The organism is Cyclobacterium roseum, assembly GCF_010119225.1.
GTDB classification, from domain to species: Bacteria; Bacteroidota; Bacteroidia; order Cytophagales; family Cyclobacteriaceae; genus Cyclobacterium; species Cyclobacterium roseum.
The window spans coordinates 107941-126179 of the sequence record NZ_WNKF01000005.1; the positions used below are offsets into that span (position 1 = coordinate 107941).

Annotated in this window: 15 protein-coding genes; 6 read left to right on the forward strand and 9 right to left on the reverse strand. The window is 39.6% G+C overall.

The annotated features are described in order from the left end of the window. Positions 1–119 precede the first annotated feature (119 nt). From GJQ68_RS09140 to GJQ68_RS09165, 6 genes are all read left to right on the forward strand, one after another. Positions 120–2186 carry a S9 family peptidase gene (locus GJQ68_RS09140; RefSeq protein ID WP_162417000.1) on the forward strand — a complete coding sequence of 689 codons (2067 nt, stop codon included), beginning with the start codon at positions 120–122 and terminating at the stop codon, positions 2184–2186. Between the two features lie 162 nt (positions 2187–2348). Further along, positions 2349–3776, forward strand: a complete 1428-nt coding sequence (locus GJQ68_RS09145; RefSeq protein ID WP_162417001.1) for a circularly permuted type 2 ATP-grasp protein — start codon at positions 2349–2351, stop codon at positions 3774–3776. Positions 3777–3791: 15 nt separating this feature from the next. Beyond that, complete coding sequence (locus GJQ68_RS09150) at positions 3792–4772, forward strand: alpha-E domain-containing protein (RefSeq protein WP_162417002.1); 981 nt, start codon at positions 3792–3794, stop codon at positions 4770–4772. Then, positions 4769–5509 carry a peptidase gene (locus tag GJQ68_RS09155; RefSeq protein ID WP_162417003.1) on the forward strand — a complete coding sequence of 247 codons (741 nt, stop codon included), beginning with the start codon at positions 4769–4771 and terminating at the stop codon, positions 5507–5509. The genes GJQ68_RS09150 and GJQ68_RS09155 overlap by 4 nt, the downstream gene beginning before the upstream one ends. A 59-nt stretch (positions 5510–5568) precedes the next feature. After that, positions 5569–6426, forward strand: coding sequence for a transglutaminase family protein (locus tag GJQ68_RS09160; protein WP_162417004.1), 858 nt, complete (start codon positions 5569–5571; stop codon positions 6424–6426). A 90-nt stretch (positions 6427–6516) separates the two neighbouring features. After that, complete coding sequence (locus tag GJQ68_RS09165) at positions 6517–7773, forward strand: metallophosphoesterase (RefSeq protein ID WP_162417005.1); 1257 nt, start codon at positions 6517–6519, stop codon at positions 7771–7773. Positions 7774–7799: 26 nt separating this feature from the next. Here GJQ68_RS09165 and GJQ68_RS09170 read toward each other — a convergent pair whose 3' ends face one another. The 9 genes from GJQ68_RS09170 to GJQ68_RS09210 form a co-directional block, all read right to left on the reverse strand. Then, positions 7800–9470: a capsule assembly Wzi family protein gene (locus GJQ68_RS09170; protein WP_162417006.1), complete on the reverse strand. Its 1671-nt coding sequence runs from the start codon at positions 9468–9470 to the stop codon at positions 7800–7802. Beyond that, complete coding sequence (locus tag GJQ68_RS09175) at positions 9467–10621, reverse strand: glycosyltransferase (RefSeq protein WP_162417007.1); 1155 nt, start codon at positions 10619–10621, stop codon at positions 9467–9469. The genes GJQ68_RS09170 and GJQ68_RS09175 overlap by 4 nt, the downstream gene beginning before the upstream one ends. Positions 10622–10624: 3 nt before the next feature. Continuing rightward, on the reverse strand, positions 10625–11161 hold the full coding sequence (locus GJQ68_RS09180) for an acyltransferase (protein ID WP_162417008.1): 537 nt from the start codon (positions 11159–11161) through the stop codon (positions 10625–10627). Next, the gene (locus GJQ68_RS09185; RefSeq protein WP_162417009.1) at positions 11158–12348 is read right to left on the reverse strand and encodes a glycosyltransferase family 4 protein; all 1191 of its coding nucleotides are present in this window, start codon (positions 12346–12348) and stop codon (positions 11158–11160) included. The genes GJQ68_RS09180 and GJQ68_RS09185 overlap by 4 nt, the downstream gene beginning before the upstream one ends. Further along, on the reverse strand, positions 12345–13448 hold the full coding sequence (locus GJQ68_RS09190) for a glycosyltransferase (protein ID WP_162417010.1): 1104 nt from the start codon (positions 13446–13448) through the stop codon (positions 12345–12347). The genes GJQ68_RS09185 and GJQ68_RS09190 overlap by 4 nt, the downstream gene beginning before the upstream one ends. Continuing rightward, on the reverse strand, positions 13417–14640 hold the full coding sequence (locus GJQ68_RS09195; RefSeq protein WP_162417011.1) for an O-antigen polysaccharide polymerase Wzy: 1224 nt from the start codon (positions 14638–14640) through the stop codon (positions 13417–13419). Before GJQ68_RS09195 ends, GJQ68_RS09190 begins: the two co-directional genes overlap by 32 nt. Positions 14641–14983: 343 nt before the next feature. Continuing rightward, positions 14984–15502: an acyltransferase gene (locus GJQ68_RS09200; protein ID WP_162417012.1), complete on the reverse strand. Its 519-nt coding sequence runs from the start codon at positions 15500–15502 to the stop codon at positions 14984–14986. Continuing rightward, the gene (locus GJQ68_RS09205) at positions 15499–16932 is read right to left on the reverse strand and encodes a lipopolysaccharide biosynthesis protein (RefSeq protein WP_162417013.1); all 1434 of its coding nucleotides are present in this window, start codon (positions 16930–16932) and stop codon (positions 15499–15501) included. The genes GJQ68_RS09200 and GJQ68_RS09205 overlap by 4 nt, the downstream gene beginning before the upstream one ends. A 175-nt stretch (positions 16933–17107) precedes the next feature. Continuing rightward, entirely contained in the window at positions 17108–18220 is a 1113-nt protein-coding gene (locus GJQ68_RS09210; protein ID WP_162417014.1) for a Wzz/FepE/Etk N-terminal domain-containing protein, read from the reverse strand. Between the last annotated feature and the right edge of the window lie 19 nt (positions 18221–18239).

The following is an 18239-nucleotide window of genomic DNA, read 5'->3' on the forward strand; positions in this document are numbered from 1 at the left end:
GTTAGTTAGAAGTAGTAATTAGTACCTTGAAATAAATCGTAGCTCTTTTCAATATAGATCGTTAATTGAATCGTTTTTGAAATTAGCAGCGGAAAAATAAAAAATTTTAGATTAAAAATATGGCAAATCAATTTCAAATAAAAGCTCCAAAAGCAAAATTATCGCCAAAAACACTCGATTTTCATACCCATTCCAGGATAGACGATTATTATTGGATGAACGACCGGGAAAACCCGGAGGTCATCGCCTACCTTGAACAGGAAAATGACTATAAAGAACAATGCCTTGCTTCCGATAAAGCGCTGCAGGAGACCTTATTCGAGGAAATGAAAAGGCGGATAAAGGAAGACGATTCCAGCGTGCCGTATTTTAAAAATGGTTATTACTATTACCAAAGGTACGAAAAGGGGAAGGAGTACCCGATCTATTGCCGGAAAAAGGAACAATTGACCCATGAGGAACAGGTTATTCTAAATGTGAACGAATTGGCTGAAGGAAAGGAATACTTCCATGTCAATGCCCTGGCTATTTCTGAAAACGGGAATTTGCTGGCTTTTGCCTCCGATGAGGTGGGGCGCAGGATCTATTCCATTCACTTTAAAGACCTGCTCACCGGGGAAATAATCGGGGAATCGATAGCTGCCATCACCGGTAACATGGCCTGGGCAAACGATAATAAAACCCTTTTTTACACCCAGCAGGATCCAAATACCCTTCGGTCAAACAGGGTTTACAAGCACACATTGGGGCAAAAGCAATCGGATGATAAACTGGTTTTTGAGGAAAAGGACGAAAAATTCACCCTTCAGGTACAAAAATCCAAATCCAGAAAATACCTTTTCATGGCCAGCCAAAGCACCATCTCTTCCGAGTACCGGTTTTTGGCTGCCGATAAGCCCAATGAAAAATGGAAGCTCATTCAGAAAAGAGAGAAGGACCTGGAATACGAGGTTGAGCACTACGAGGAACATTTTGTAATTCTGACCAATGCAGACGGGGCAACAAACTTCAAATTGGTAAAGGCTCCCATCAACCAACCGGATAAACCCCATTGGGAAGAAGTAATTCCTGTGCGGGAAAATGTATTGTTGGAAGAATTCGAAGTATTTAAGCATCACCTGGTAGTTTCCAATCGCTTCAATGGCTTAAGCCGTCTGGAGATCCACCGCTGGGATGGGAGCCAAAAGCACACCATCCGCATGCAGGATCCTGCCTACACGGTGTGGTTGGGAAACAACCCTGAATTTTATACCGAGGTGCTACGCTACGGTTATAATTCCCTAACCACCCCCGCCTCCATATTTGACTATCACATGGACAGCCGGGAAAAGACCCTAATGAAGCAGCAAGAAGTGGTGGGTGGCCACGAGCCGGAAGACTACCAGTCGGAAAGAGTTTGGGCAACTGCACCGGACGGACAGGAAATCCCTATTTCCTTGGTATACAAAAAAGATTTATTTGCCAAAACGGGAAAAAACCCCTTGCTTCTGTATGCTTATGGTGCCTACGGGTTAAGTACAGATCCCTATTTTAGTTCGAGCAGACTGAGCCTTTTAGACAGGGGGTTTGTATTCGCCATGGCGCATGTGCGGGGCGGGCAGGAAATGGGGCGGCATTGGTATGAAGCGGGCAAAATGCTAAAAAAGAAACATACCTTTTCCGATTTCATTGCCTGCGCAGAACATCTGATTCGTGAAAAATATGTGCACAAAAATAAGCTCTTTGCCATGGGCGGAAGTGCGGGCGGCTTGACCATGGGAGCGGTTATGAACGAACGTCCGGAGCTCTTCTTTGGCGTCATCGCGGCGGTTCCCTTCGTGGATGTACTGACCACCATGCTGGACGAAAGTATCCCCTTAACAACCGGAGAGTTTGACGAGTGGGGAAATCCCAAGGATAAGGAATACTATGAGTACATCCTATCTTACTCTCCCTATGACAACGTAAAAGCGCAAGATTACCCGCACCTATTGGTCACCTCAGGGCTGCACGATAGCCAGGTACAATACTGGGAGCCGACAAAATGGGTGGCTAAATTGCGGGCCATGCGAACCAATGACAACTTGCTTCTCTTACACACCAATATGGAAGCGGGCCATGGGGGAGCCAGCGGGAGGTTCAGGGCATTAAAAGAATTGGCGATGGAATATGCATTTCTGCTTCGGCTGGCAGAAATAAACACATAGGTTAATTCTTACTGCTTGTTCCAATTTTGTCTAAAAATCGTCCTTTTAAAGTAAAAAATCAGGGTCTTTCCCTGAAATTCATTGTAATTTCAACAATATTTACTTAATTTATTGACAATAATTTAATAGAACGACCAAATCAACGGATTTTAACTACCCACCATGAAGGTAATCCACAACAACCAACAAGGTTTTTACGATGAAATGTTCGAAGAGAATCAGGAACTGAGGGGACATTACGACCGTTTCGGTAAATTTATTCAAAGCACTTCGGCCAAAAAACTCAGTCACCTTCAATATTCGGCTGACAAAGCGCAAATGGCCATGGGTATGACGTTCAACGTCTACCATGACAAAGAAGGCATGGAAAAGATTCTTCACCTGGACATCATTCCCCGGATCATCCCGGGACATGAGTGGAAGGTATTGGAAGATGGACTCAAGCAGCGAATTGATGCACTGAATCTCTTCCTTCAGGACATTTACAATGAGCAAAAAATATTTAAAGATGAGATCATTCCAAAGGAGCTGATTGTCGGGAGCAAAGACTTTCTCAAGCCTTGCATCGGCCTAACGCCGCCGAAAGGCATCTGGTGTCACATTACCGGTACCGATCTGGTCAGAGATAAGGATGGTGCTTTCTATGTTCTCGAAGACAACTTAAGATGCCCCTCCGGAGTATCCTACATGCTGGAAAGCCGGGAAATCATCAAAAGGGCCTTTCCGGAACTTTTCAATACACTTGGCGTTCGTCCGGTATCTGACTACAGTACCAAACTGCTGGAAATGCTGCAGTTTCTCTCCGATAAACCGAAACCAGTGATTGGGGTCTTGACACCCGGGGTATACAATTCTGCCTATTTTGAGCATTCCTACCTGGCCCAGCAAATGGGGGTAGAATTGGTATCAGGAATGGACCTTTTGGTAGAAAATAAAAAGGTATACATGCAAACCACCAAAGGACTGCAACAGATAGATGTGCTGTACCGAAGGATTGACGATACCTTCTTGGACCCGCTTGCTTTTAACCCGGATTCGATGCTGGGAATCCCCGGTCTTTTCGATGCCTATAAGGCCGGTAACATTGCCCTGGCCAACGCTCCGGGAACCGGAGTTGCGGATGACAAAGCCGTTTATGCCTACGTACCTAAAATCATCCGGTATTACCTCGATCAGGAGCCCATTTTAAAAAATGTCCCTACCTACCTTTGCCGCGAAGCGGAAGACCGGGAGTATGTATTGAAAAATATCGCCAACCTGGTCGTCAAAGAAACGAACGCGGCAGGAGGGTATGGCATGTTAATCGGTCCGAAGGCAGATGCGGAAGAACACGAAAAATTCCGAAAACTAATTCAAAATAACCCGAAAAACTACATTGCACAACCAACGCTTTCCCTTTCAACCGTTCCCTCCATCATAGACAATAAGTCTATCGAAGGCCGGCATGTGGACCTGAGACCGTATGTATTATACGGTAAAGAAATTGAGGTAATCCCGGGAGCCCTTACCCGCGTAGCCTTGAAGAAAGGGTCACTTGTCGTAAACAGCTCCCAGGGAGGGGGCAGTAAAGATACCTGGGTATTGTACTAACCAAGAAAAACCAATATGTTAAGTAGAGTAGCAAATTCCATTTACTGGCTGGGCAGATACCTTGAGAGAGCGGAAAATTACGCCCGTTTTATAGATGTTAATTTCAACCTGATGTTGGACCTCCCGGGAGACCTGAAGGAGCAATGGGAGCCCCTGGTACTGGCTACGGGAGACAAAGACCTCTACCAGGCAAAAAATCAGGGATACAACATGCAGGAGGTTATTTATTTCCTGGCCTTTGACACCAGCAATTCCAATTCGCTCATTTCATCCGTATCCAAAGCCAGGGAAAATGCCCGAATCGTGCGGGAAAACCTAACCAAAGAAACCTGGGAAAAGCTCAATGAAACCTATCATTTTGTCAAAAAAGCTTCGGAAAGTAAGGTTTGGAAAAACGAGGACCCCCGGCATTTCTTTGAATCCGTCAAATCTCAGATCCTACTGCTTTACGGTATCGCAGACAGTACCGTTGCCCGTACGGAGGGCTGGTATTTTCGCCAATTGGGGCAATACCTGGAACGGGCTGATAAGACTTCCCGTATTCTGGATGTGAAATACCATATTCTACTCCCCTCTCCGAAAGAGGTAGGCTCCCCACTTGACTTTCTTCATTGGATGGCCTTGCTAAAATCGGTGACGGCCTTTAATACCTACCGGCGGCTTTACGGGACCATAGATCCCTCTTGCGTGGTCGAATTTTTGGTCTTGAACAAATACTTTCCCCGGTCCGTATTTTTCTGCCTAAAGGAAGCCGAGCAAAGCTTATTTAAAATTTCAGGCACCAATGGTTCCGGATTCTCGAATTCGGCCGAAAAATCCATGGGAGAACTGCGGTCTAAACTTGAGTTTGATGATGTCAGCGATATCATCGCTACAGGACTTCACGAATACCTCGAACACCTTCAGGTAAAAATCAATTTTATATCCAATCAGATAAACGATAATTATTTCCAAATAAAAGATAACTTTGTAAGCCAAACTATGGAGCAAGGATGACATTTTGTATTGGAATTAAGACAAAACACGGGATTGTAGGGCTAGCGGATACCAGAATTACCTCAGGCAACGAAACCACGACATCAAAAAAATTATACACTGTCAATAGAAAAAAGCACTCGTTCTTTATTATGACATCGGGCCTGCGCTCAGTGCGGGACAAGGCCATCACCTATTTTGGAGAGCTAATCGAAAGAGAAGATGCCTCCTTTGACCGGTTGTACAAAGCGGTCAACGGATTTGCCGACCAAGTAAAAAGAGTGGCGGAAGAAGACATGGATTCATTGGAAAAATCGGGATTCACTTTCAATCTTTTTTCCATCATCGGGGGACAGTTGGAAGAAGACAAAGAGCCCCGGCTTTTCTTATTGTATCCGCAGGGTAACTGGATCGAAATCCGGCAGGGAACCCCGTTTGTCATCATTGGTAATACGGGTTTCGGCAACCCCGTGCTGCGAAGGTCGTTAAAGTATGAAGAGCCGCTTTATTTTGCCTTAAAAAGTGCCTTCCTAGCTTTCGATGCCACTCGAATCAGCGCAAATGACGTAGACTATCCGATAGACACCGTCATACTTGAAAACAATAGTTACCAAATTATTGAAAACCGGTTTGAACAGCACGAATTGCATCATTTATCTGAATTTTGGAATAACTCGTTGAAAGAAGCCATTCATAAATTGCCAGCAGATATCTTAAAAAAAGCTTTCTTTCACGAAGAAATAGAAGAAAGCGAATAGATTTCCCTCCATTTGATGCCCACAGATGCCGGGTTTCCTCTCCCTTAAAATGAAAAACCATGCGTCTAAAGATTGAACACCACACCACTTACGACTACCACCAGCCGGTTGGGCTTAACCCCCATAGTCTTTTTTTGAAGCCGCTTCCGAGAAACTATTTTGAGGTTAGCAGATTTTCACTTCAAATACAGCCCGAACCGGATGGAATGAATGAGCGATACAGTATAGAGGGCAATCCCTATTTCCAGGTTTGGTTTTCAAAAAAATCAAGTAAGCTTAGCATCAGCACCTCTTTTGAATCCACACACAGTCCGTTCAATCCATTTCTGTTTTTGGTGGATCAGGGTTTTATTAATAAGCTGGATCGAAATGCAGCGATTCCGTTCCAGTATCCGGAGGACGATATGCCTTTGCTCCAGGCTTATCTTGGGCATAGTAATAACTCCCTACTGAAACAGTATGGTCTGGCCAAACTTACCAGCAAAGATCCCATTCAGTTTTTAACCGAGCTGAATGCCTCCATTCATGCCGATTGGAAGCACATCATCAGAGAGGAAGAAAACCTCTGGCCTGCCACCCAAACCTTTGCTGCCGGAAGGGGTTCCTGCCGGGACCTTTCCTGGATGTTGATCGAAATACTGCGCCATTTGGGGCTGGCATCCCGGTTTGTCAGTGGCTATGCCTTTAATCCTGAACTGGACGAAGGGCATGAGCTCCACGCCTGGGTCGAAACTTTTTTGCCGGGAGCCGGATGGGTGGGCCTGGACCCCAGCCTGGGCCTGATGACCGATGAACATTACATTCCATTGGCCTGTAGTTTTCTCCCTAAAAACACCCTGCCGGTTCACGGAACCTTTGGAGGCGATCAGTTGCAAGAAGCCAGCTTGACGGCTTCTGTTCACATTCAGCCCTTATAGTCCACAAGCGATTCAGTAATTGCCGCTTTTTCTGCAAATAAACAAACCTTTTCACCCGGTTTGCGATTAATTAGGATAGCATAAAAAACCATGACAAAAGTGGGAGGTATCGTCTTTATTTTAATTTTATTAGTTGTTCTATTTTTTTTGAATTGGTACGTGTATCAGGGAGTTAAAACCCTGCTGCCTGAAACGTTCTTTGCAAAAGGAAAAATAGCCTATTGGGTAGTGGCTGGCGGGATCAGCCTGTGGATAGGGCTGACCTTTTTTATCATCATGCAGGAGGGCAAAATATCCACTACTTCTCAGAAATCGTTAAACTTGTTCCTGACGATAGCTGTGACCCAGCTTTCGATCATTGTATTTTTATTTGGAGAAGATATCTACCGGACGGTGAGTGCAGCCATCTCCTATTTTTCATCCGGATTTTCTTCGGGCCAGGCCGAAAGCCAGGCCGTTTACCCGGACCGGCGCAAGTTCGTCAGCCAAATCGCCTTTGCGGTGGCTGCCATTCCTTTCACGGCTTTCGTGTACGGGATTGTAAAAGGAAAATACGATTTCCGAACCCTCCGGAAGACCATTTATTTCAAAGACCTGCCGGAAGCCTTTGATGGGTTTACCATCACCCAGCTATCCGATATCCATGCGGGGAGCTTTACGGATATGGAGGCAGTAAAAAGAGGTGCTGAACTTGCCACCTCTCAAAATTCCGATCTATTTGTATTTACAGGAGACCTTGTCAATCACAAGGCAGATGAAATCGAGCCCATGCTGGAAGCTTTTTCACGAATCAAAGCTCCCTATGGACAGTATTCTATTTTAGGCAATCATGACTATGGGGATTATTCATCCTGGCCAAGTCCCGAGGCCAAAAAAGCGAATTTCGAGCACCTGAAACAGCAGCACCAAAAGTTGGGCTACGATCTGTTGCTGGATGAAAATCGGGTGATTGAGAAAGATGGCGAGAAAATCCGGCTGATGGGCGTGGAAAACTGGGGCGTGGGCTTTCAATCCAAAGGAGATCTGGAAAAATCCCTGCTGGGTGTGGGGGATGAGGAATTCAAAATTTTACTTTCACACGACCCGTCTCACTGGGACGAACAAGTTAAAAAGCATCCTAAAAAAATACACCTTACCTTAAGTGGTCATACCCATGGCATGCAATTTGGGATAGAGACACCGCTGTTTCGATGGAGTCCGGCACAGTACCGGTACCCCAACTGGGCGGGTCTGGCTGAATATGCTGGAAATTACTTGTATGTCAACAGGGGATTTGGATTTCATGCCTTTTCGGGCCGGGTAGGCATCTGGCCGGAAATTACGGTGATTGAATTACGGAGAGGGTGAAATCAGAAGCTAATTGGCCTAGAAACTCAAGGGTTGAGTTGCTGATTTTTCTGAAAAAGGTAGATAAGACTGACCTGCGAATGGACGGAAAAAAGGTGTTTGCCTTTGGGGAATTCCGGGGTGCTATTGGGGTCAAGCTGCCACTGGTAATTGCGGCCATTGATCAATTGAACTTTAGAGCTCAGCAGGAACTGATCCCATCGCTTGTCGAACAGGAAACCAATGCTAAGGTCTACCCAGGGTTTATTTTCCTCTGAGGAATATAGACTTCTGTAAAAAAAGTCCTGGTGATTTTCTAGTCTTTCAAACAATAACCCAATTTTATCAAATTTATCAACTAACCCCACCTCAAACGATTGAATATTTGATCCGGTACCAATGCCAACCCCTAACGCTTGACCATAATTAGCAAATCCTCGTACCTGATAGTGAGTATGCCAGGTTGATCCACCACCAGCACCAAAATATCTCATAATGCGGTTAATTGACTGCTGCTGCTGGGTGATTTCACCACGGAACTGAAGAAAATAATCCTCTATGCCCGGAACTGTAAACAATTTTTTAAACCCAAATATGAAAGCGCGGGCATGCTCAGGATTTAAAATTGCTTCCTTGAAGTTATAGGCATGGTCCCTTCTACCATATTCAAAATAAATTTCTCCTTTGGCTTTTTGGGACATGAATCGTCCAAAAACAGTAGCTTGCTGATCCATGGCCAAATTATCATAGGCGACAGAATTTCCATTTTCAAAAAATTTCTTCTTTTGAAATGCTTCAAAAATTGGAAAAATAGATCGAAAACTATTATCTCTGTTTTCATTGTATTGCTGGAAGGTCCTGGTAAACCCAACGGATAAGCCAGGAATCCATTTTGGAGAGTATGATATAAGCAATGCGTTCAAATAACGCCAATCACCTGAAAAATTTCGGAAGTACTTATTATTTAATTCGTCGTGCTGAGTGGGAGCAAAACCGGAATCATTTAGGCGACCAAGCAATAGTTGAGATTGAAATTCTCCCACAAACGTGTTAATTGGTGTAGCTGTCTTCATCGTCAGGTGGGGGAAGGATTGGGAGTTATTGGAAAAGGTTAATGAATTCCATTGACCAGGGCCCCACCAGATACTCTTGGTACTTAACCCGGTCTCAATCGGACCAAGGGAAAAGGTGATTTTAGATTGTCCCCACCAAAATCGATAGAAAGGACCTTCCCCAAAAAGCTCCGGATAGTCACCATGATTATAAAATAAAAACCGATCCTGGTTTACAATTTCAGGAAAGTCATCAGGGAAGCCAAAATAAGACTTGTTTTGTACATAAATAAACTCTGGTTGAAAATCGATATTGAATAAATATAACTTTGCAGTCAGTCCAGATGATATATAATTTTGTATACCTACACTAGAAGTCAATCCAAAGTCTCCCCAGCCATACGGTCTATTAGAATTAAATTTGTTGACAGAGAAAACAGGAATTGGATCCAGTCGGACCGGTTCTGAATTATTGACAACGGAATCAACATTAAATGGAAAAGGGCGCAACGAAAAAGAATTAATTTGGTCTACTTCGTCAGAAAGCAGTGCATCCCTACGAGCCAACTCATTAAAAATCGAGTTATTGGAATTTAGCTCTTGCCCATAATTTTTAGCACCGTTAATTAAAAAAAACAGTAATATCAATAAGGACCTATAGATCATTGGGAAACCATTCTTCTATAAACTTTCAATAACTCCTTCCAAATAAATTCCGATTGAAAATTTTCAATTACCCATTCCCTACCCGTTTTACCTAATTTAAGTCTATAATCTGTATCAGCGACTAATGGTTCTAAACCTTGAACCAGGTTATCTACAGAAATATCGCCACAGAGAATCCCAGAGACTCCATCTTTAACACTCTCCCTGCAACCAATAACATCAAAAGCGACCACAGGCACTTCCATCGCAGAAGCCTCGATTGCTACATTTCCAAAACCTTCCCTATGAGTAGGGAAAACGAAAATGTCACAAGCAACCAAATACGAATCAATGGTTTTAGACCATTCATGAACGAATATTTTGGGGTTTTTTCGAATTTCATCCATTACTTCTACATCCAACGGGTCAAATTCTTCAAATGTACCCTGCAATAACAAGTACAAATTATCATGGGATTTCAGAAGTTCTCTAAAAGCCAAAACCAACTCGTTAATTCCCTTGTCCTTTCTTAATCTGCCCGAATTAAGCAATAGTACATCGGTGGGTTTTAACGAAAGCGCTGCCCTTATCCTTTCTCCTGCTTCTGTATTGATTGGATTTTTGGAAAACAGTTTCAAATCGACACCATTACTGGAGCCCTTGCCGATTACGAATATCTTTTTGGGGTCACAAAGCCCCTTTCGGATAAAGTCAGCTCTGAGTTCATGTGAAATACAAAACACGTTTTTGGATGAAAAACAGATGAATTGTTCTATTTTTTCAAATACAAATCTTCTAATTCCGGTTGTGTTCTCATAAGCGCGGCCTCTTAGGGTATAATTAATGTTTCTATGAAAAGATAGACAAGCTGCTAAGGTTCCAAGTAAAGATGCTTTAGGAGTGGAGACACTAATGATATCGAACCGATTAAAAACAAAGAAGAAAATTAAGTTACCCAAACTATACAAATCGTAAAAAAGCGATGGAGTACGTCTTATTTTTATTACTTTGGTTTTAATGCCATCATCGTTCAGCCAATCATGTTCGATTCCAGGAGGAGCAATACCAGTGATTTCAAAACCATTTCTCATAAGGAATTTGAATTGGTCCTTATACAGACTATTCAAATTCATCGCCGTGCCTATCACAACACAAATTTTAATTTTTCTCATTTATTAAATACCTGGATTATCAGCCCTCTCTTTAATTACCCTGGCAGGAACACCACCAATAAATAAATTAGATCCAAATTTACCGGAAACAAAACTATTTGCCCCAATCATACAACCAGGACCAATGATTGTACCAGAAGAAATAGTACAGTGCGCAGCTACCCATGTTCCTTTAGAAATCAAGACGGGTGAAAAATGAGTACCTCCGTACCTAACAGACCCATCTTTAAATCCATGAGAAGTAGACACCACTATTACATAGGGAGCGATAATCACCTCATCTTCAATTACCACCTTACCTTTTCCGTTTATCCAGGTTCCTTTGGCCAAATACACATTATCACCAATAAAAAGATTGTTGATACCGAGCAAGGTGACATCTCTCCCAAGCTCAAGTCTCTTTGGATGACCTGGCAAAAATAGCGCTACTAAATACCCTCTAATTCTTATTGAAAATTTATTATCAGGCAGCCAACCTGTTATAAGCAACAAAAACCAAACCGGCAAATAGTATCTAAATTGGTATTTTATCTGATTCATTGGATGGATTCACGAAGATTTTGATAAAAGGAATACCTTCTTGTTGATAATTTATCTGAGGAGAATTGACTGGCTATTTTAAAATTTTGATCGGCTATATTATGCAACCTCTCGCCTGACAAATAAATTAAATGCCGCAGCGTTTCAGAAAGCGAATCAACGTTACCAGCTTTGAATAAAAATTCCGGAGACAAGAGCTCAGGGATACCGCCCACATCAGAACCAATACAAATGGCCCCTCGGCTCATTGCTTCAACTAATGATCTAGGCAACCCTTCCGTGAGACTGGGCTGAGCATAAACATCAATCTTATCGATCCATTGTAAGACAGGTTCGCCATTTGGAAGGGTGCCATCAAAAATAACATTAGAATACAAATCTAGTTCCTCAATCAGGGACATATAGTCTTCAGGGTTTCCTTTACCCAAAATCCTAAGCTCAAAAGCAGGCAATGAACTTCTGCGTTTAAGTTTACCTAGAGAATTGATTAAAACATGTAGTCCTTTATATTTGGTTTTAAAATTTCCTATAATCCCAAATACGAGCTTATCTTTTTGATGAAATGGAGTAGCATACCGAACAGCCCTTTCCTTCAACACGGCGGAATTAAGATTTGGGAGATCAACATCTGATGCATTTGTCGTAAATGCTAAAGAATTTGCCGGATATCTTTTTTGCAAAAAACGTTTAGAGACATAAAGGACAAAGCATGACTTTTTGACAGCCGCTTTCATGCGTAAAAATAAAATTGGTGCGTAAATTTTACTAATTATCCCACCATGATACCACAAAGCATCAAAAGCACAGCCAACGACTTCGACGGCACAAGGAACATTTTCCTTTTTGGCATAATTAAAGGCAATCAAACCATTTTCGCTGGGAAAACGAACGACCACTGCGTCAACGTTAGAAATCAATTTCCATATTTTGTCTTTTACTTTAAACACGTTTTTAATGGCACTCGGAGTAGAAATTTTATCCACCAAGTGAAACGAAACTTTTGAATGGGAACTTAGTACCAGATTATCTCCATCTATTACTGGTCCGCCATCTCTTCCAATAACCAGTATCTCATCGAAATGCTTCAGGTACTTTTCCCAAAGATAATAAGGAAAACCACCCGCAGAATAGAAATCACCTTTTGTATCCTGGTAAAAATAGTGATCATGAACAAACAATAACTTCATACTAATTCTTGTAAAAACTCGGAAAATCGGGATGAGGGATCAAATTCGGTTTTAGCCCAGGAGCTGACATCCTCTACATCATAAATGCATCCATCTGCATAAATACTCAAAATGGATTGACTAAATAAATCAGCATCTAGAGGAGGATGAAGGTAGGGAGAAACCACCGACGGTGTACTCTCCTTGATGGTGGGTATATCACTCGCAACAATAGGAATTCCAGCTAACTGAGCCTCAATCAGAGCGTTTGGTTGTCCTTCATTAAGAGAGGGGAATAGAAATACGTCCATCACCGATAAATAATTGACAACATCCTTTTGGTTACCGGGCAAGAAAAAATGATTGGTTAAACCTTCCTTAGTTAACCGTTCAGAAAGACCGCTTTCTACATCCTTTCCAACCAATAGAAATTTAACCTCTGGAATTTTTTTAACAAGAAATGCGGCTACATCCACAATTACGGAATGATTTTTAGCAGACCTATAGCTACCAACATGTCCAATTATAAAATCAGATTTCTTAAAACCCAATTTGGACCTAAAAGCAGATCGCCGAAAACCAGGGGGAAATGCAGGCACACCGTTATAAATAACTCTATATCTGGAACGCTCTGCCTCAGCCCATTGGGGGTGAAAGTAATTAAACGCCTCGACAGAATTTGAAAGGTACCGGGTAGCAGATAATCCCAAAAGCTTTTTTAGAAAGAAAATATACAATCGTTTAAATCTAGTGATTCTAAATTGGTATTTTGAGTCTCTATAAAAAACCAATCTGTTTGGTACGTTAGCCTTTTTGGAAGCATATAAAGTAAGTCCTGCAAAATCTCCCGTAAAATCGCAAACCGAGATCGGATTAAAAGATTTTAGAAAGAAAAAAAATTTGAAATACCCAAAAACATTAAAATAGGATAATCTTAGAAATTTAATCGAAACATTAAAATAGGATGAATATTCATTCTCCAGCTCTCCACCTAAACCTTGCTTACAAACAACAGCAATTTCATCAAATTTAAAATGGGAACACTGCAAAAACCTTAAAAGATAGGTCTCCAAACCCCCAACATTTAGATTACTTACTAAAAATACTACCTTTTTTTTCATTAAATAAAATAACTATATAATTAACATACAAAATTAAATAACCTATTATAACTATTTTGAAATTAAATAATAAGGATGACCTAGCAATATATAAAGAAAAAGAAAAGTAAATTAAAATAAATAACCAATAAAACAAGGACTTAGAATTATTAAAAAGAATAAACTCTCCTCGATAAATAAGAAATCCAAAAACAAACATTCCCGCAAAAACACCAACTGCTCCAAAATCAAGATACAAATCCGCAGCTACAGTAGTCCCATCACCGTATAAAGGATTCTCACCTTGGATTAAATAGGTAATATAATTAGCAGACCCATCATATATATAACCTTTGTCTGTAAGTTTAAGGAAAAAGCTGCTCCCGCCGGGAATTATAGAAAATAGTTGTTTAATCTGAAAGAACCCATATTTAAAACTAAAATCGGATGGAACGTTCAATATTGCATGATTAAGACATCTGATGGAAAGCGCCAATTCAACAGTTTGTTCGAGAGGTACAGATGTCTCAAACCGATTACTTAAAGACTCTTGGGATGTAACCTCATTATACTTTGCAATAATACCTCCATTGCTCTGAACTCTTCTTGCTTTACCTACAATCGTTAAAAAGGTTGCTCCAAAAATAACAATCAAGATTAAAAAAATAAATCTGAGATTAAAATACTTAAAGAAAAATAAACCAAATAGCAACAAACTATATGAAATTACCGGACCTCTATCACCTATATACAATGAAAATAAGATGTGCCAGAACGAAATGATAACTACGGGTAACCCTATTTCGTTAATATAAGATATTAAATCTATTGAATCAAACGTATTATGAATTCTCAAAAGTTTAATACAAATAATTGCAGTTAGCATAATATTGAATATCAAAAAGAAATACCCTCCAATCCCTTCCTCTAATTGATAACTACCACCTCTGTATGAATCATCAATAAATAGAAAAAGAAAATACAAAGCATAGGTAGTACAAATTAGAATTATATCACTACCCCTTTTTTCATAAAATTTTACTAAAAAACTCTTGTTTTTTGAATGTCCTACAAAATTATTGGAAGAAGAAAAATATCCAAATTGAAATGCTAAAAACCCTATTAAGGAAATGGATGCTGATTTATTAATAACTGAAGATGAAGCCCAAACGAAATCGAAAAGGTGATTTTTCAAATCAATTCCAAATGTCAAATAAAAAAACATTTGAAAGTGAACAACAGCATATCCAAACAAGAGTAAAATTGAAGGAGATATCCAAACAATCCGTGAATTAATTTGCTTAACTTTAATCAGAAAAATAACTGAAAATCCAATAAGAAAAATCAATACCCGGTATATATGATAATAATTGAGTTCAGACGAATAACTAAACAAAAAATAAAATTCTAATACAATTATTAAACTATATAAAATGTAAAAAAACTTGATTTTCATTACAAAAAACAAACTTCAATCATTAAAACAAAAACCAATTTAGTAAAATCCAAAACATTTATAAAGTACTTGTGAATCCATGTAAATATAAATCAAAAGATTAATTACATTTATTAACGTTGTTATATAAATTCATTAGATAAACTTTTTTATCGTTAAACGAATACTTCTTAATGGGAAGTGCCTCCTCAATTATCTTTTTCTTATAATCCGAAATAGGTTTAATTTTCTTTGCCGGTGATCCTCCATAAACATAATTAGAATCAAGATCTTTGGTTACGATGGAATTGGCTCCAATTACAACATCATCACCGATTACAACACCAGGCAAAATTATACAATTAGATCCAATAAAAACATTGTTTCCAATAACAATGGGTTTTATTATATCAGAATCAGGATATTCATTTCGAAACACCCAAATACCTCCATCATGGGTAATAAACGTGGAATTAGTAATACTTACGTGATTACCCATTTTGATGAGATAAGGCTCGGTGCCAAATTTAACGTCGCCTACAAACCGGCAATCCCTCCCAAAGGATACACCTATATACCGGGCATACCTTTCTTTTGTCCAAAACTTTCTTCTATAGAAATCGATAAATCGGTGTATCATAATTTATTAAAATATTTAATAACCTCTTTGTAGTTAATCATTTGGAAAACAACGGTTGCCAGCACGATAAAACCGAGAAATAAAGGAACCATCCACAGAAAAGAATAAAAGGATTGAGCAAAAAACTCTTGCAGTATCAAAAACATATAAACCAATGTGGTGAAAATAAATAATGATTTAAGCATAAACACTATTTCCTTATTAGACTCACTATTAACAATCTTCCTGGAAAAATAGAAGTTTACACAATAACTTAGAAGATTGGTCAGTATCAAACCCAAAAGCAGTATAACCAAGTCTTCGTAGACAATCCCAATCACTATTGTCAGACTGTGAAAAATCTTTTTAAATATTTCAAGATAAAGTATTTTTCTTGTTTGGTTAAACACCTTAAATATGGTTCTACTATACATATCCTGTATGTAAAAGAAGGAACTAACGGTTAAAAATTTCAAGTAAAAGGAGGAATCTATCCATTTGGCTTCAAATAGTATAGCAATTATTTTATCCGAAAAAATGAAGATCAATGAGAAAATGGTTCCCATAATCAGCGTAAGGATACTCACAAACCCAAAATAAACCTTGTAAAACTGGTTTTTATCATTCTGTATCTTGGAAAAAGATGGAAAAAATACACTTTGGATTACCATATTAATTAAATTATTGGGAACATCCTGAATTTTCTTAGCCTGATAGAAAAAACCCACCTGGGAGACGGAAAAATAAGTACCAATGATCAGTTGGTAAATGTTATCAAATGCAGAATTAAGTACAGAAGCAATGGTCGTATTTACCCCAAAGCCAAATAGTTCTCTAAAGGATTTAATATTAAATCTAAACGACAACATAGCGCCTTCGAAGCCCCATAGAATTAAGGTCATAAATAATGAGGTGAAAACCTGTACAAAAATTAAAGACCACACCTCTGCTCCAAAATAAGCACTAACGATTCCTATCGATGATCCAAATAATACCGCAAAAAATCTATAAATAGCTTTCTGGCGGAATCGTAAACTTTTAAGTAACCTCGCATTTTGGATTATCTGAAATGAATTGATAATTAAAATAAAGGATGCCCCAATTAATAAATATTCCAAAGTTGGATCTTGGTAAAACGAGGCAATAGATCCGGAAAATAGAAAGATTAAAAAGAATAAAACTAAACTTACTACTAAGTTAAAAATAAAAACAGTGGAATAGTCAATCTGCCTGGTGTCTTCCTTCCGTATCAATGCCCCGGAAAACCCACCTTCGGTCAATACATTGGATACCGTTATGAAAAACATAATGATGGCTACCTTTCCAAAATCCTCCGGAGACAACAGTCGCGCAAGCCAAATGTTTGTAAGCAGTACAATTACCAGCGTAATCAATTGGCCTAACGCAGTCCAAAACGAGCCTGAGATGATTTTTCTTACTAAAGAATTCAAAAATTTAACATTGATGTCCTAAAAATACTCTTTAAGCTAGTTCAAAGGGCTTTTCGAAATATGGAAGGCAAAAAGGTGTGTTTATCAAATGTTAAACTAACTGAATTATAAAAAAATAGATCAGCTAAAAAACCATGAGATGAATCGTCAAAACCACCGAAAATCACTTTGAAGGCTATACCTTTTCCCATTCTTCTTTCAAGCCACGCAGGGTTGAGGTACCGAAGACTACGCCTAAGGCGACAACTAAACCTACAAAGGTAAAAACGATTAAAATCAAAGGCCTTTTAGGTGCTGATTTTTCAGCGGGAACTGTCACTGGTTCGATTATAGAAAAAACAGGGGTATCTTTAGATACTTGGAGTTTTGCTTGTTCAAGTTGTTTGGCTAGTTCTGTGTAGATATTAAATGCAAAATTGTATTCGGCCTCAAGTCGTTGTAATTCGTTATTCACAGATGCAGAAACTATATTTTGATTCCTGTCTCTAAAATTAGAAAGTTCGGCTTGAATTTTTTGAAATTCTTCCTTTTTTTCTTCAAACTGGGATTCAGTAAATTTCAATTGTTCCCTTGCATTCTGAATTTTATAAGCAATGACTTCTTTTTGCAGGAGACTCTCTGTAAATTTCGCCATCTGGGCCGCCATTTTCGGATCAGGCATTATAAAAGATATAGAGGTAAATCCCTCTTTATCGTTTGATTTAACTTCCAATTGACCTTCCAATCGTTTAAATAAGTCATAATCCTCTTTACTCACGATCATTAGATTCTGGTCCGAAGCAGAGGAATCTGTGATGGGTGAATCATTTCGAAAAACTTTGATAAGTTTTCCCGGTAAACCTAAGGTATATTCCTTTACTATGCCCAAGATGCCAGGAGAATATATTTGTGTATAATATTTCTTATAGGTAACTTTTTCATTGGACCCGGGCAGTGAAATTTCTGCATCCAATAACATCTTTCGAAATGGAACAGAAGAAACTAATTTAGGGTACAAAATGGGAGGTATTTCAGATCCGCCGGACACCCCACCTAGGTTGATCCCTGCAAGGGAGGCCAACCCGCTAAGACTGCTCCCATTTTTTCCTGATTCGGCTGTCTGAGGAACAAAAGTTGAAGAAGCTGTATATTCCTTTTGCGAAAGTAATGCAACTAACAACCCGATCACCATAAAAATAAGTGTAATAGAAATAATCAGTCTACGGCTTATCCAAACGGCTTTAACCAGACCAATGAGGTCAATTTCATAATCCTCTTTCTCTTTATACTTTTTATCAAGTTTTGACATCTATTGACCTTAGTAGTTA